Source organism: Bacillus sp. GW823-FHT06B01 (genome assembly GCF_058952315.1).
The window spans coordinates 152,137-165,942 of sequence record NZ_JBXAHR010000005.1 but is presented as its reverse complement, the minus strand read 5'-3'; the positions used below and the strand labels follow the sequence as shown (position 1 = coordinate 165,942).

The 13,806-nt window shown below is 34.6% G+C and carries 19 protein-coding genes and 3 pseudogenes; 4 read left to right on the top strand and 18 right to left on the bottom strand.

All coding sequences use genetic code 11. The annotated features are described in order from the left end of the window. Positions 1-206 precede the first annotated feature (206 nt). The 9 genes from AC1Q8N_RS22390 to AC1Q8N_RS22350 form a co-directional block, all read right to left on the bottom strand. Positions 207-554, bottom strand: coding sequence for a hypothetical protein (locus AC1Q8N_RS22390; protein WP_048543919.1), 348 nt, complete (start codon positions 552-554; stop codon positions 207-209). Between the two features lie 24 nt (positions 555-578). Next, positions 579-734: a hypothetical protein gene (locus AC1Q8N_RS22385; RefSeq protein ID WP_048543922.1), complete on the bottom strand. Its 156-nt coding sequence runs from the start codon at positions 732-734 to the stop codon at positions 579-581. A gap of 192 nt (positions 735-926) precedes the next feature. Further along, positions 927-1,772, bottom strand: coding sequence for an exonuclease (locus tag AC1Q8N_RS22380; RefSeq protein WP_048543924.1), 846 nt, complete (start codon positions 1,770-1,772; stop codon positions 927-929). A 192-nt stretch (positions 1,773-1,964) separates the two neighbouring features. Beyond that, positions 1,965-2,165, bottom strand: a complete 201-nt coding sequence (cspB, locus tag AC1Q8N_RS22375; RefSeq protein ID WP_001179147.1) for a cold shock-like protein CspB — start codon at positions 2,163-2,165, stop codon at positions 1,965-1,967. Between the two features lie 216 nt (positions 2,166-2,381). Continuing rightward, positions 2,382-3,281 (bottom strand): WD40/YVTN/BNR-like repeat-containing protein, encoded by a 900-nt coding sequence (locus tag AC1Q8N_RS22370; RefSeq protein WP_048543926.1) that lies wholly within the window; start codon positions 3,279-3,281, stop codon positions 2,382-2,384. A 16-nt stretch (positions 3,282-3,297) separates the two neighbouring features. Next, complete coding sequence (locus AC1Q8N_RS22365; RefSeq protein ID WP_001062763.1) at positions 3,298-3,741, bottom strand: flavodoxin; 444 nt, start codon at positions 3,739-3,741, stop codon at positions 3,298-3,300. A 139-nt stretch (positions 3,742-3,880) separates the two neighbouring features. Next, entirely contained in the window at positions 3,881-4,501 is a 621-nt protein-coding gene (locus AC1Q8N_RS22360; protein ID WP_000070936.1) for an acetate uptake transporter, read from the bottom strand. A gap of 86 nt (positions 4,502-4,587) precedes the next feature. Beyond that, positions 4,588-4,983, bottom strand: coding sequence for an NUDIX hydrolase (locus AC1Q8N_RS22355; RefSeq protein WP_493521385.1), 396 nt, complete (start codon positions 4,981-4,983; stop codon positions 4,588-4,590). Next, positions 4,980-5,321, bottom strand: a complete 342-nt coding sequence (locus AC1Q8N_RS22350) for an ASCH domain-containing protein (protein ID WP_048543930.1) — start codon at positions 5,319-5,321, stop codon at positions 4,980-4,982. The genes AC1Q8N_RS22355 and AC1Q8N_RS22350 overlap by 4 nt, the downstream gene beginning before the upstream one ends. Before the next feature lie 139 nt (positions 5,322-5,460). Between AC1Q8N_RS22350 and AC1Q8N_RS22345 the strand changes: the two genes are divergently transcribed. Continuing rightward, positions 5,461-6,018, top strand: a complete 558-nt coding sequence (locus tag AC1Q8N_RS22345) for a CatB-related O-acetyltransferase (protein ID WP_000898178.1) — start codon at positions 5,461-5,463, stop codon at positions 6,016-6,018. 81 nt (positions 6,019-6,099) lie between these two features. After that, a pseudogene (locus AC1Q8N_RS22340) lies at positions 6,100-7,207 on the top strand (IS3 family transposase). A 71-nt stretch (positions 7,208-7,278) separates the two neighbouring features. Here AC1Q8N_RS22340 and AC1Q8N_RS22335 read toward each other — a convergent pair. The 9 genes and pseudogenes from AC1Q8N_RS22335 to AC1Q8N_RS22295 form a co-directional block, all read right to left on the bottom strand. Then, positions 7,279-7,365 (bottom strand): annotated as a pseudogene (locus AC1Q8N_RS22335) (5-deoxy-glucuronate isomerase); the annotation flags it as partial. Positions 7,366-7,378: 13 nt separating this feature from the next. After that, positions 7,379-7,618 (bottom strand): hypothetical protein, encoded by a 240-nt coding sequence (locus AC1Q8N_RS22330; RefSeq protein WP_048543932.1) that lies wholly within the window; start codon positions 7,616-7,618, stop codon positions 7,379-7,381. Continuing rightward, the gene (locus AC1Q8N_RS22325) at positions 7,618-7,854 is read right to left on the bottom strand and encodes a hemolysin XhlA family protein (protein WP_048543933.1); all 237 of its coding nucleotides are present in this window, start codon (positions 7,852-7,854) and stop codon (positions 7,618-7,620) included. The genes AC1Q8N_RS22330 and AC1Q8N_RS22325 overlap by 1 nt, the downstream gene beginning before the upstream one ends. A 78-nt stretch (positions 7,855-7,932) precedes the next feature. Next, positions 7,933-8,219, bottom strand: a pseudogene (locus tag AC1Q8N_RS22320) (hypothetical protein). A 383-nt stretch (positions 8,220-8,602) separates the two neighbouring features. Further along, positions 8,603-9,565 (bottom strand): M23 family metallopeptidase, encoded by a 963-nt coding sequence (locus tag AC1Q8N_RS22315; RefSeq protein ID WP_048543936.1) that lies wholly within the window; start codon positions 9,563-9,565, stop codon positions 8,603-8,605. A gap of 106 nt (positions 9,566-9,671) precedes the next feature. Further along, complete coding sequence (locus AC1Q8N_RS22310) at positions 9,672-10,790, bottom strand: lysozyme family protein (RefSeq protein WP_098048273.1); 1,119 nt, start codon at positions 10,788-10,790, stop codon at positions 9,672-9,674. 237 nt (positions 10,791-11,027) lie between these two features. Next, positions 11,028-11,414, bottom strand: coding sequence for a hypothetical protein (locus tag AC1Q8N_RS22305; RefSeq protein WP_098048271.1), 387 nt, complete (start codon positions 11,412-11,414; stop codon positions 11,028-11,030). Between the two features lie 104 nt (positions 11,415-11,518). Continuing rightward, on the bottom strand, positions 11,519-12,415 hold the full coding sequence (locus AC1Q8N_RS22300) for a DnaD domain-containing protein (RefSeq protein ID WP_098077980.1): 897 nt from the start codon (positions 12,413-12,415) through the stop codon (positions 11,519-11,521). A gap of 86 nt (positions 12,416-12,501) precedes the next feature. Further along, positions 12,502-12,738 carry a helix-turn-helix transcriptional regulator gene (locus AC1Q8N_RS22295; protein WP_098642783.1) on the bottom strand — a complete coding sequence of 79 codons (237 nt, stop codon included), beginning with the start codon at positions 12,736-12,738 and terminating at the stop codon, positions 12,502-12,504. A gap of 136 nt (positions 12,739-12,874) precedes the next feature. Here AC1Q8N_RS22295 and AC1Q8N_RS22290 point away from each other — a divergent pair, with 136 nt between their 5' ends. Together AC1Q8N_RS22290 and AC1Q8N_RS22285 are read left to right on the top strand one after the other, a co-directional pair. Further along, positions 12,875-13,303, top strand: a complete 429-nt coding sequence (locus tag AC1Q8N_RS22290) for a helix-turn-helix domain-containing protein (protein ID WP_048543952.1) — start codon at positions 12,875-12,877, stop codon at positions 13,301-13,303. 22 nt (positions 13,304-13,325) lie between these two features. Then, positions 13,326-13,754, top strand: a complete 429-nt coding sequence (locus tag AC1Q8N_RS22285) for an ImmA/IrrE family metallo-endopeptidase (RefSeq protein ID WP_000673783.1) — start codon at positions 13,326-13,328, stop codon at positions 13,752-13,754. The last annotated feature ends 52 nt before the right edge of the window (positions 13,755-13,806 follow it).

Genomic DNA, 13,806 nt, shown 5'->3' with positions numbered 1-13,806 from the left:
TAAGCGCTCTTTTATTTGGGACATAGTTGACAGTTATATAAAAAAACCGATTCTTCTAAGAATCGGTTTTTCTGCTTTAAAACAAAATATGCTTATTTTTAATCCAAGATGACATTTTTCGCAGGATCCACCAGTAAATGCGTTTCTTGTTGTACAAGTGTATTTCCATTAGAGTAGTCACTATGTATATCGGTAAAATGAAAATTTCACTTCACTACCTCAAATTTATTGTACTCGTAAAAAGATAGTTGAAAACGATATTCTGGATGCTCTCTCACCCAATCGTAAGCTTCTTCTAAAATATCCATTTTGTTTTGTAAGTCATTAAGTTCACTACATTCGTCCCTTTTCTGTTTACACAGAGGGCAGAATCCATTCACTATTTCGGCACTCGTCACCCTAATAGTTTTACTTTCTAAGTCAACTACTAGACGAAGAAGAAGAGAATGCTCTTCTCTTGTAGTCACGGTCATTTCAGCAATCCCATGCTCATCCCAAAAGACTCCGTTTAATTCCATCTGTACGGCGACGTCTTTAATATCCAAGTCTATCACTATCACACCTCCCCTGTATAAAACTCATATTTTACTCTTTAATACACCACGCTTTAAAGATATATTAAGCTTTTCCCAATTCTTCTTCTTTGCTATGGAAGGAAGTGTAATTACTGCTAATAGCGTGGTAAATATTATCCCAAAAACTAAAACTGTTACAATGTTAAAGATTGCTTCCATTTAACTCTACCCTCTTTTATTTCTATGGGCTCTAATTTTATGAATGTATTTAAAAATCCTTACCACACCTTAATTTTCAAAGCAATTATAATGGCCCAATCACAACAAATCAATTCCTATTTAATATGAATACTTTATTCATCCATCAATACAATGACGTTAAATTTATGTAGCTAGAAATAGAGGAGAATGTCATTTAACCTCTACATTCTCCTCCATCTCAGCCAAATATCTAATCTGTCTTTCCGCTTTTCTCACCGCCGTACGAAAATGCTTTTTCAGAAGTTCTACTGTAGCTTCACTTATATAATATCTTTCCGTTATACTTTCCCACGTGTCACTATTTTCAAATGCACTCCAAACGAAAGGACGCTCTGTATTTTTTCTCATTTCTTTAAATACCCATTTTCGCATCTTTTTTTTCGCTTTTTCTGTTAGTTTTCCGTTCTCTACAAGTTCAAGCTCACCATGTCTTTTGTACCGTTTATGAATGTCTCTCTCGCTATATACTTTAAGAAGTATATTCGCTGTATTCTCAGCATCCGCTAAAGCTCGGTGCTGCTTCCCTTCCCACGTTAAACCGAGCTGTTCTACTGCAAATTGTAAACTTGGTGTATGCTCAAATAACTCTTCATACGCTTGGAAAACAAACTTCTGCAAATCAAATTTACTCTCTTTTTCCATACATGGGCATTCTACACCGTATAACGTGCAATCATGAGATAGAAAACGATAATCTTCTCTACCCCATGAAACAAATACAGAGTCTTCTCCGATAAATTGAATAAATTTCTCTATAATTTGCGGGAATTTCTCCACACCAATTAAATCTTCCTTTGTAATTCCCGTTAATTTTGTCGTATGCCGAGTGAGTCGTGCACTCGGCTTTACTAACTCCGAAAATTCTCCAATTACCTTCATTGTACTTGCTTCTATTTTTACAGCTCCAATATCAACTATCTCTGACGGATCTTCTGATTTATACGGCCTGAAATTTCTCTCTATATCGAACACAATAAAATGTGTAGCGTTTTCCAATTTATTTACCTCTTTCTAAATTCCTTTTCACACACATACTCTATTTTCAGTATTTATTTATTCATTCATACACTTTATGCATGAAATACTTCGTCTAATAAACGAAAATTTAATCTCATTATTATATGTACATAGGAGGTTATTCAATAAAAATGCAAAAAAAAGAAGGGCAAGCCCTTCTTTTTTCCGTAATTACTTCTTGTTTACGTTTGTAGCTTGAGGTCCACGGTTACCTTGTTCTACTTCGAAAGTAACTTCTTGACCTTCTTCTAAAGATTTGAAGCCGTCGCCTTGGATAGCTGAGAAATGAACGAATACGTCTTCTCCGCCTTCAACTTCGATGAAACCGAAACCTTTTTCTGCGTTAAACCATTTTACTTTACCGTTTTGCATTTAAAAAATCCTCCTACAATGTACCTATATGTACATATTCATTTTCAACCACTTTACAATAATACTTCAAACATTAAAAAACTGCAACCCCAGAGGAGATTTAACATTGCTATCCTCCTCGGAAGTTACAGCTCATTTAAATCTCTATATTATTAAAAGTAAAATGGTTTAAAGTAACTATATCATATCAATATAATAAAAGTAAAGTTTTTTTTGCTATATAATTTTTTTCTTCCATTGCATCGCTTTTGATTCACCTGATCCAGCTACAACATAACCCTCTTTTTGGTTAACGATGCGCCAGCCATGCCCTTTAACTGAGTCACACACTGTAACAAGTCTTTCTTCTAGAAGTACACGACAAACCGTACTAATCCCCGCCTTATTTTGCGTTGACGTTGTATATAGCACATGTTGATCTACACTCAAGGCTAAATAGCTACTTGCTTTCTGCTCACTTTGACATGTGTGCCAATATGTTTTTTCACTCTCAATACTTTCATCTATTTTACAAAAAGAAATATTCCCGCTAATCCCCTTGCACGATCCACTCGCTGCTACTATATAAGAATTGTGTACAGTCAACGCTGAGATCATCTGATTCATCACGATTTTAATCCTCTTTAATTTACGTGTCTCCAAATTAAAGAGCCAAACACCACCATATTTAGCATGTATTTTCGTACCGATAAATAAGTAATGTTTATATAAAAATAACGATCGAATAGATGGTGCCCCGCCACCATACTCAAGAAATGGATGAATGGTTTCCCATGTCGAACCAAAATCATTAGAACGATACAACGTTTTATCTCCATGAGCAATGACTGTTCCTTGTACATTACTACACACATTCCAACTCGTTGCTTTTGTTGGAAAACGCTGAACCGTCCAGTTCTCTCCGCCATTCATACTACGAATAAAAATCCCTTCGTCACCTACACCATACACTACATTATCTTCGCTATGTAAATCCCTAATTCGTTTTTGAAAACCTTTTAATATTTGTTTCCATTCTCCGTCTCGTTCAATAAATAAGCCATCATATGTAGTAGCTAACATAAGTTTTCCATCTCTTAACTTTGTAATAGCGGTCGCACTTAACATTGTCTCCACGTTGACACTCCCATTCTTAGAACTTCTCAGCAAATGCAATTGCAAAATTACTGCATTTTTCAACATCCTCTTCGTCTTCTGGAGCTAGTTCGATTTTCAATCCTTCTTGCACAAGCTCTGCACCGCGTTCTACAAGTCTTTCTTCAAATATCGTTACCGCTTCACAAAATAGTTCATACGCCGTATCACCTGATCCGAATACCGCTACTTTCTTTCCTGATAAATCTATATTTTCTAAGTCCTCATGGAAATCTTCCGCCTCAAACGGTAATTCACCATCGCCCCACGTATAAGATCCTAAAATGATTCCATCATAGGCTAATAATTCTTCAGCATCCATGCCTTCCATTTCTTGCAATACTACTTCATGATCAAAAGCATCTAAACTAACTTTTATTAAATCAGCAATACTCTCTGTATTTCCTGACATACTTGCATAAGCTATTAAAATTTTTGCCACTTCGGCATCCCCCTCTTACAATAAATGATTCTCATTCTCATTATATTAATAATGAGAATCAATTTCAATTATATTTTTCATTTTTATTTATTCCATACAAAAAAGCACAGATGACTATACAATCACCTGTGCTTTTTTATTACTTTTTAAAAATACCAAACGGCTTTCCAACTGGTAATACAACTTTACCGAAGTGTGTATTTAACACTGCTGCTGCTGAACCATAGAAAGATAATAATGAAATACATAGTTCAGAATACGCTGCTAAATTATGCATTGCATGCGGCATAACACCTAAAGTACTTAATGAAAGACCAATAAATAAGAAATCAATAAGGACGAAAATCATAAATAATACTTTATGTGTTTCCATTGCACCAATTGTCATAAAGATTGTGAAAATCAAATATCCAATAAAGGCTACACCCAGCTGTTTTGAATCTGCAGCTTGTGCTAATTTTTCGCCAAATACTCCAAGTTGAATTAACCAAGTCATTCCAACACCTAACCAAAATAGGCCGTATGCACCGAATGCTGTTGTACCGAACGTATTGTTATGCTTTGCATCGTGAATGCACGCAAAAATTTGTGCAAATCCTCCTAAAAAGATTGCCCACGGTAATACAAGTGAAACGCCATCTGTTAAGCCTAACTTTTGAGATGATGCTACAAGTGTTACCATCGCTAATCCAAATAGACCAATTCCAGATGGATCTGCTGTTGTCATTTTCACATGATGTGTAGTTGTTTGATTGCTCATATAAACCTCCTGATTATAAACATACTCGAATACAATACTTAAATCAGAAGACTATGTCAATGGTTTTTTTTGTATGTTGTCAGACCTTAATTTTTATAATGATTACATATACTTCCGACCACTTCATACGGTTTTATATTCACTTTTTCCAACTCGTGTATCGGCAACCACAACGGAATATAACTCCCTCTATCTTTCAGTTTGAATTCTTCAGCTTTACCACTTCCGAAAACTCCATCTATAATATGGGCATTAAAATAATACTCCGTACCTTTATACTCCACCTTTGCAATCAGATGCTCCACTTCTATATGTACCCCTAATTCTTCATAAATTTCTCGCTTCGTTGCTTCTTCAGCTGTTTCTCCTTCTTCAATTCCTCCGCCTGGAAAAACATAATATGTTTCCCCTTCTCGAGTACGTTTTATAAGAGCAATTTTCCCTTCCTGCACAATGATAGCCCCGCCGCGATTTCTTATCATTTTATTACCTCAATACGAATCGCAACTGTTCCCCACTTTTTTTCTTGTTCTTTCGTATATATTTTGTATGTACTTTCTAGCATTTCCTCTAAACTATCATTTTCACAATCCAATAATTTGTGATCAATTTGTTCGTACATTGTTTTAAAGCTTGCGTATCGTTTTATTTCCGTTACTTTTACAGTCATCATTTCCTCTGTCGTAAGGTTCGTAAATACAATATGATCGCCTTGTTTAATAAGTTGACGTTTTGCATCGTATAAACGTACTTCATATACTTTTTTTCCTAATTGAATTGATTGAAAAGGTTTATTATATAATCCCATTTCGTATATCATTCATTCCACTCCTTTTTATGCATTGCGCCTACTACTATTTTTGTGCATTACCAATTCATACAACACAGTTCGACTTATTCCAAGTTGCATATAATGTTCCATATCCATTACTTGCTTTAGAGAGGATGCTAAATTGGTTATGTTATTTTTAAATCAAAAACCTGAATATAATAAATATGATATTGGTGATTATACTTATAGTAAAGTAGGTCCAACCATTTTTTCTTGGAATGATGAAACAAAATTAAAAATAGGTAAGTTTTGTTCATTAGGAGAAGAAGTCGTTTTTATACTTGGCGGTGAACATCGCGCAGACTGGATAACGACATACCCATTTAATGCATTTTTTAATGAAGGAGCACATATTACGGGTCATCCTTCTTCAAAAGGTGACATCGTAGTCGGCAACGATGTATGGATTGGTTATCAATCCTGCATTTTATCTGGTGTTACAATTGGTAACGGAGCCATTATTGGGGCAAAGAGTGTTGTCACAAAAGACGTACCTCCATATGCAATTGTAGCTGGTAATCCTGCAAAATTTATTCGATATCGTTTCCCGCAAGAAACGATTGACAAACTAGAGAATCTTGCATGGTGGGATTGGGATATTTCTGTAATAAAAGGAGCCATTCCATTTCTACTTTCCAACAAAATCAACGAGTTTTTTACCTCGCCCGAAAATGAATCTATGTGATTAATACAAAAAGAGCATCCTATTCTGAACTGCACCTCCAATTGTTAGACACAGTCTAACAATTGGAGGTGCAGTTTTTCTATGGCTAAATTTACAGCTGATGAAAAAATACAAATCGTTCTACGGTATTTGAACGGAAATGAAAGTTATCGAAAAATGGGTAGAGCGATCGGTATAAGTAACACAATTATTTTGAATTGGGTAAACCAGTATAAACAGAATGGTGTGGAAGCTTTTCTAAAACGTTGTACAAATTACACACAACAATTTAAACTAGACGTACTAAACTTTATGATTGAAAACGGTATGTCCTTATTTGAGACGGCAGCTATTTTTAACATTCCTGCCCCTTCAACGATTTCTGTTTGGAAAAATCACGAGACCAGACGAAGCGCAAGTAGTTTATGAATTAAGGCATAAATATTCGGTGAAGGCACTCGTGGAGCTAGCTAATATTCCACGAAGCACGTATTATAATTTAGTAAAGAAAATGAATCGTCCAGATGTAGATGCCGATTTGAAAGCTGAGATGAAAGCGATTTATGAGGAAAATGAAGGTCGTTATGGTTACCGTCGCATTCGTGATGAATTAACGAATCGTGGTCAGAAAGTGAATCACAAAAAGGTGCAACGCATTATGAAAGAGCTTGGATTAAAGTGTGTTGTGCATATGAAGAAATATAAATCCTATAAAGGAAAAGTCGGTAGAATTGCACCTAATATTTTAGAGCGTAATTTTTATACAGATGCACCGAATCAAAAATAGGTAACGGACATCACAGAGTTTACATTGTTTAGAGAGAAACTGTATGTATCACCTGTATTAGACTTGTATAATGGTGAAATTATTACCTATACAATTGGTTCTAGACCGACGTATTCACTTGTTTCAAAGATGTTAGAGAATGCATTAGAACATTTGCCTGAAAATCACCAACTACTGATGGATTCTGATCAAGAATGACATTATCAAATGAGACAATACGTCCGTACACTTGAATCAAGAGCTATTGTACAGAGCATGTCTCGAAAAGGTAACTGTTACGACAACGCAGTAATAGAGAATTTCTTCAGAATTATGAAGTCGGAGTTCCTCTACATAAAAGAATTTGAAAGTGTAGAGCATTTTAAAATAGAATTAGAAAAATATATAGATTATTATAATACAAAACGGATTAAGGCAGCTTGATAAAATAACCGTGTCTAACTTTTAGGGGTCACTTCATCACTATAAATAGGAGTGCTCGTTTTTATTTTCGTCTATTCCTTTTCGGGCCAAATTTTCGCGTTTGGTTCTAATAACCACTTGTGTTCTTCTTCCATGATACGATCATTCCATGGGTTAATTTGGATTTTTTTTTCAGTTCCTATTGTCATCCTTTTTCATAATTTTCGTATGGTCAAACAATCCACTTGCTGACAAACCGATAATCATTCCTTGAAATATGTTCATTTTGATATCTTGAGACAACAATAAAACACCTAGCATAATGCCAAGCGTCAAATTAAATATTGGAATATATTTTGTTTGCAATCCATTTATTTTTACAATTTGTGATAACCCTACAACAACCCCAATCATGGCCGTAATTTCAATCATTACATACCGCCACCTTTCAAGAGGAAGGTCAGAGCTGCTCCAATTAATCCACCAATAATAAGGCGTAAGATCCATGTTGTATTAGCACTAATCTTATCTAATTGCTTATTGATATTAATAATGTCTTTTTCATTACCTGCTGTCCTCATTTCTAGACCTCTAATCTCTAATCGTATATCTTTAATATCTTGTCTTATTTCCTGAACATCACCTTTCATCTCTTGCAAACCATCCATTATTTCCACCTCTTTCCTACTTCGTATTTAATTAAAAATTAAAAATCTTAATATGCATATACTTGTCTTTTCATCTCATTATTTAATCCCTTCTGGTTTAACGTCCACCTCAATTTGTCCCTCAATAATATCCTCGGTAACTACTTTTGTAGGAACCTCTGTTGCTGGGTTTCCCGTTTTTACAATGGAAACAGTAATTGGACTTCCTCTAAACAGCTCCACGTTGACGTTAAAATTGCTAGCGGTAATAATCCCAAATTATCCACAACGTCATCAATTTCCATAAATTTATTGTCATCACTTGGCATGATTTGATTTAGAATTTGGTTCTGAAATTGATTTTCCTCTGGATGTGTATTTGTCATATCTTCCTCTCCCGTTTTAATTTTGTTTATTGATTTTCTAACAATCTCATTTAGTACGTAAATTTTGCTATGTAGTTTGAAAAATAATATCTTAATTTAATTAAAGGAGTAATATTTACTCTCCGACCCGAAAGAATATTCAGACATTTAATGAGTGCAGTATTTAACAGAAAAACTACCAATTCGGATCACTTACGTCGTAACCTAATATCAAAAATATGTTTCTAGTAAACATATACTATTTTTAAAACACAACGTAGATTGTATACACTTAGTTCAGCTACACTAAAAACAAACGATTTGTGAATTTAAATCTTCTAATTATAAATTTTAATCCCTGTCTATTAGACAGGGATTAGTAGAATAAGAATCAAGCTTTTTATTTAATTAAATACTCCATTATTCGCACATCGTTGTAGAATGTGCACTAAAATTTCCTCTGTCACTTTTCCATGTGGATGTGAGTTCTCATCAATAATTCCTCTTTCTAATCCCCATTTCCATGCATCTCTCGCCCATTCTGATGGCTCTCCATTTTGGTAGCTCACATTAGAGGCGATTGACACTGTACTTCTAGTATCTGAGAATACTTTGTTATTGTATATACGTTGCAGCATGTGTACCAGGATTTCTTCCGTCACTTCTCCATGTGGATGAGAATTTCCATCTACAATTCCTTTTTCTAGTCCCCATTTCCATGCATCTCTCGCCCATTCCGATGGTTGCCCATTTCTATAACTTGTATCAATAGAAACCGATACTACGCTTCCAGTACCTAAGAATACTTTGTTATTGTATACACGCTGTAACATGTGTACTATAATTTCTTCTAAAACTGTTCCATGCGGATGAGAATTTCCATCTACAATTCCTTTTTCTAATCCCCATTTCCATGCATCTTTTGCCCAATCTGATGGCTCTTTATTTTCAGAAGGATCAGGTCCTTTTCCTAAATGGTCTAATGGGTTCACAGCATTACTCTTATTAATATTCCAGCCGCCTTTATGCAGTTCAAAATGTAAGTGTTGGCCACTAGAATCCCCAGTGTTCCCCATAACTCCAATAGTTTGTCCTTGGGTAACAGAATCTCCTACGTTCACCGTTCGAGAACCACTACGCATATGAGCGTATACAGTCTCCCATGTAACTCCATCAATAGTATGCACGATCATAATACATTCACCGTAACTAGATGAAAAATACGAGCGACTAACTTTTCCATTAGCCGCTGCATAAATCGGATGATACCCTGCTTCAGCAAGGTCTATCCCATGGTGATTTGGTCTGCTGCCTCTAAAACCACTTGTTACTCTCGTTGTATCTGTTGGATAAATAAACTTTGCCATACTAATCTTCCTTTCTTTTTTGCACAGTATAATCAAGGTACTTAAATGAGTACCTTCGTTTACTTTTTTATTTGACAAGAATCTTTATAATATGAAAGTCTTATAATTACTTAAATACCCCATTATTTGTACATCGTTGTAGTATGTGTACTAAAATTTCCTCTGTTACTTTTCCATGTGGATGTGAATTCCCATCTATAATTCCTTTTTCTAATCCCCATTTCCATGCATCTCTCGCCCATTCTGATGGCTCTCCATTTTGATAACTTACATTAGTGACAAATGCTCCTGAGCTTCCAGTACCTGAGAATACTTTGTTGTTGTATACACGTTGCAACATGTGTACCAGAATTTCTTCTGTCACTTCTCCATGTGGATGTGAATTTCCATCTACAATCCCTTTTTCTAGACCCCACTTCCATGCGTCTCTCGCCCATTCTGACGGTTCTCCATTCCGGTAACTTGTATCAATAGCGAAGGATACTGCACTTCCAATACCTAAAAATACTTTGTTGTTGTATACACGTTGTAACATGTGTACCAAGATTTCTTCTACTACCGTTCCATGTGGATGTGAATTCCCATCTACAATTCCTTTTTCTAATCCCCACTTCCATGCACTTCTCGCCCACTCTGATGGTTCTTTATTTTCAGAAGGATTAGTTCCCCCATCAAAATCAACATATTGCTTAACAATTTCAGCGTAGAAGAAATTCCCTCCGTTTTTATATCGGTAGCCACCATTGTATGCCACAGCAATAGGATGACTATATCGAATCATTGCGCCAGTGCTATTTCCAAGAGATGGTGCAACAACCGTTTTAGAATACAGATCCGCCACCGGTAATGAATGTTGTTTCTTGTTTGAAGCTAACCAGCGAAGGTAAGCTCGTCCAAAATTATATGATTGAACAATGGCACTTAAATCTGTAATACCATTTTTTTTCGCATCATCAAAAGCTCCTTTTAGATGCTTTACTCCATAATAAATTGAATCTTTAGGATTTTTAATTGTATTCATTGGCCACCCTTGTGATTCACTTGATTGCATAATATCAGGTGTTTTTTCAGAATTCCCGTCACTTTCCACCATAATGATTCCAAGTACGTAAGGAATTAACTCAGGTACTCCTTGTGCAGAACATTCACTTTCTACCATTGATTGCCAACGTAACACTTGTTGTGGCAGATTCTTTGTCGTAACTGAAGCAGCTAATATACTCATTACTAAACATCTCCTTATTTTCCTATTATTTTTGACTAAAAAACTACTGCTTTACTAAATATGACTCTCAGTCAAATACCCATTAATCTATAAGATTACTTCATGTTGCTCACCTTCTTTCACAACAAAAAGAGCAACCATAAAATAGTTGCTCTTTCGTCGAAATCTTATATTACTACTATAAATCACTTTTTCAATACTTTCTGTACACTGCATGTAGCCTACAAAAAGGTAACATTAAACCCCCTCTAAAAACTTGACAATCTTTCTTATTTCAGCATGTTTTCGTCGGATATAGCCTGTACTATAATGCAAGTCAAACGCTATTTGTTCTAAAGTCATTCCATCAACATACTTCATTTTAAGTATTTGATGATCTAATCCAGTAAACTTATTAATTAAAATCTTTAAATCGAACATTTCATTCATCTTATGTCCTAATTCATATTCAATAGCTTCAACACGACCTTCTACCTTAGCACCTTCTGATTCAGTAGTTAATCGTACATGTTGCAAGTCACCACTAGTCCAGCGCTTTAACTCTGCTTTTGATTTGTCTAAGTTAAATTCTATATACGTAATTTCTTCTTCCAGTTTCTGATAATCTTTCATCCAGTCAAGCATCTAATAATCCCCCTACTTTTCTTTAATTAAATTCTGTTTCTTATTAATATCACCAAAGGTAAAGTAACCTTTATTATCCTTTTAATCGAATTCACGAATATTAATTATGATTTATATTTTCTTAGTAAAGCTTTTAATCTCTCACGCTCTTCTTCAATAGTTAACTCATTATTTTGTATAGGCTGCTCTTCTGGAACTTCTTCTTTTTCACGTAGCCATTCTGGTACCAGTTCTTTTCGTTTGGTATACCCTGACCTAGATTGCTTCTTATTCTTACAAAGATCAAACTGTGCATCTAACACAACTACATCATTAATTGTTTTTACTTTTTGACTTTCCCAATTTTTAAGAATTCCACGTACATACCTCCACTTTGGTATATTCTCATCAATTGATCTCTTTACTGCTTCCAAAATTAGTTCACTACCTAATGCTTCGCAAAATTCACCCAGCTCTGCAATAGCTATTTCACTTAACAATATTCCATTCTTCAGCAAAAATTTATAACTTATTTTGAAATCTTCATTTATCAATCTTTGTGGGAGTGATTTTTCCTTATTATCATGATGATGATCCTTATTTTGTGTATCAGTGTTTAGTTTTTTAGTACTTTTTAAATCAGTATTTAGTAGCTTGCGATTTTCCACCAGTAGATTCCCAGCAACAGGATTATCAACAGGTGGGTTTTCCACTGGTGGAAAATCCTCCAATGGGATTTCGTAAATAATAGTCTCCCACCTAACAATTTTGTTTTTTACATCTTTAATAGGAAATCTCTTAATATATCCGTACTCTTTTAATTCTTGCATTCCAGCTCTTAAGCTATTAATACCATCTTTGGCGTGCTGCGATAATTCTTCCCTATAAAACACCCAATCATCTGGAAGTGTAAGTATGTATGCTAATATCCCCTTCGCCTTCCAAGAAAGCCTTTTATCTTTTAAACCCGTATTATTAATAACGGAATAATTATTATCCTTTTTAACTCTAAAAATCCCCATACTATCTACCTCTTCACTATTGTTAAGATCAAATACCTACATTCGAGATTCTGTACTCACTATCAATAACTTCCCCATGATGAAACCTACTTTTTATTCCTTTCAAACCAACACAATATTAAAAAGAACTTTAAGTTCGATTTATTACTAAAAAAAAGAGCATCTATACTCATATCAAAATACTTAGCAATCTTCTTAGCTGTTCCCATTGATGGAGTTCTTTCTTTTTGATCAATCATTCGAATATATCGTTCCGTAACCCCACAATAACCAGCAAGTTCTTTATATAACTTCTTTTCCGGTTCATACATTTTGTTACCAATTAATCCACCTCCGTAAGAACAATTAGTTCTAAATATAGATTAAAGAACTAATTGTTCATTGTCAATGCAAAAAGGAACTTTTTGTGCTAAAATAAATCCAAAGAGAACAATTAGTTTAATTAGAGAGGTGAACAATGTGATAGGAGTTAGAATAAAATCCTTACGAAAAAAAGAAAATTTAACACAAAAACAATTGGCTGAAAAAATTGGAGTATCCCAAAGAATGATAGGCTACTACGAATCAGAAGAAAGATTCCCTCCACATGATGTTCTAACTAAATTAGCGGATTGTTTTTCAGTTTCAGCTGACTATTTACTAGGACGAGCTGTTACGGACGAAACTAAGAAGCAATTAACGCCAAAAGATGAGAAAGACATAGCAAAAAGAATGGAAGAAATAAAAAAAGACCTTCAAGGAGAAGATGGCTTAATGTTCTCTGGTGAACCTATGAGTCAAGAAGCTGTAGAATCACTATTAGATGCAATGGAGTATATTGTAAAACAAACGAAAGTAATCAATAAAAAATACGTGCCTAAGAAATATCGTAAACCAGACGATAACTGATGCGAGCTTAGGAGGGAATACATTGAAATTCGTCATTAGAGATCTAGTCCAACAACTTAGCAACAAATACAACACGACAAACCCCTATGAGCTTGCAGATTACTTAAAAATACATGTACTAACATGGGATTTACATGAAGAAATAAATGGTTTTTATAAATATGAAAAAAGAAATCGTTTCATTGTTATTAATACTAATTTATCTCCATCTATGCAGAGAACTGTTTGTGCTCATGAATTAGGACATGCAGTCCTACATACTCATGCAAATACACCTTTTCTGCGTAAGAATACATTCTTTTCCGTTGACAAATTAGAGATAGAAGCAAATACGTTTGCTGCGCTTTTGTTAATTGACCAAAAGACCATTCAGCCTGGTGATACAAAAGCATGTATAGCATACAAAAATAATATTCCAGTTGAACTCTTAGAATTTTATAAACCTTGCTAAAGGAAAAAAGACATTTTATTTATTAAAAACAAGGAGAAAGCCCCCATTTGAG

What these genes read in the sequence shown, in the direction of transcription:
- AC1Q8N_RS22385 (WP_048543922.1), bottom strand. Translation starts at nt 734, where the DNA reads ATGGAAGCAATCTTTAACATTGTAACAGTTTTAGTTTTTGGGATAATA.
- cspB (WP_001179147.1), bottom strand. Translation starts at nt 2,165, where the DNA reads ATGCAAAACGGTAAAGTAAAATGGTTTAACGCAGAAAAAGGTTTCGGT.
- AC1Q8N_RS22360 (WP_000070936.1), bottom strand. Translation starts at nt 4,501, where the DNA reads ATGAGCAATCAAACAACTACACATCATGTGAAAATGACAACAGCAGAT.
- AC1Q8N_RS22355 (WP_493521385.1), bottom strand. Translation starts at nt 4,983, where the DNA reads ATGATAAGAAATCGCGGCGGGGCTATCATTGTGCAGGAAGGGAAAATT.
- AC1Q8N_RS22350 (WP_048543930.1), bottom strand. Translation starts at nt 5,321, where the DNA reads ATGATATACGAAATGGGATTATATAATAAACCTTTTCAATCAATTCAA.
- AC1Q8N_RS22345 (WP_000898178.1), top strand. Translation starts at nt 5,461, where the DNA reads ATGTTATTTTTAAATCAAAAACCTGAATATAATAAATATGATATTGGT.
- AC1Q8N_RS22330 (WP_048543932.1), bottom strand. Translation starts at nt 7,618, where the DNA reads ATGATTGAAATTACGGCCATGATTGGGGTTGTTGTAGGGTTATCACAA.
- AC1Q8N_RS22325 (WP_048543933.1), bottom strand. Translation starts at nt 7,854, where the DNA reads ATGGATGGTTTGCAAGAGATGAAAGGTGATGTTCAGGAAATAAGACAA.
- AC1Q8N_RS22315 (WP_048543936.1), bottom strand. Translation starts at nt 9,565, where the DNA reads ATGGCAAAGTTTATTTATCCAACAGATACAACGAGAGTAACAAGTGGT.
- AC1Q8N_RS22310 (WP_098048273.1), bottom strand. Translation starts at nt 10,790, where the DNA reads ATGAGTATATTAGCTGCTTCAGTTACGACAAAGAATCTGCCACAACAA.
- AC1Q8N_RS22305 (WP_098048271.1), bottom strand. Translation starts at nt 11,414, where the DNA reads ATGCTTGACTGGATGAAAGATTATCAGAAACTGGAAGAAGAAATTACG.
- AC1Q8N_RS22300 (WP_098077980.1), bottom strand. Translation starts at nt 12,415, where the DNA reads ATGGGGATTTTTAGAGTTAAAAAGGATAATAATTATTCCGTTATTAAT.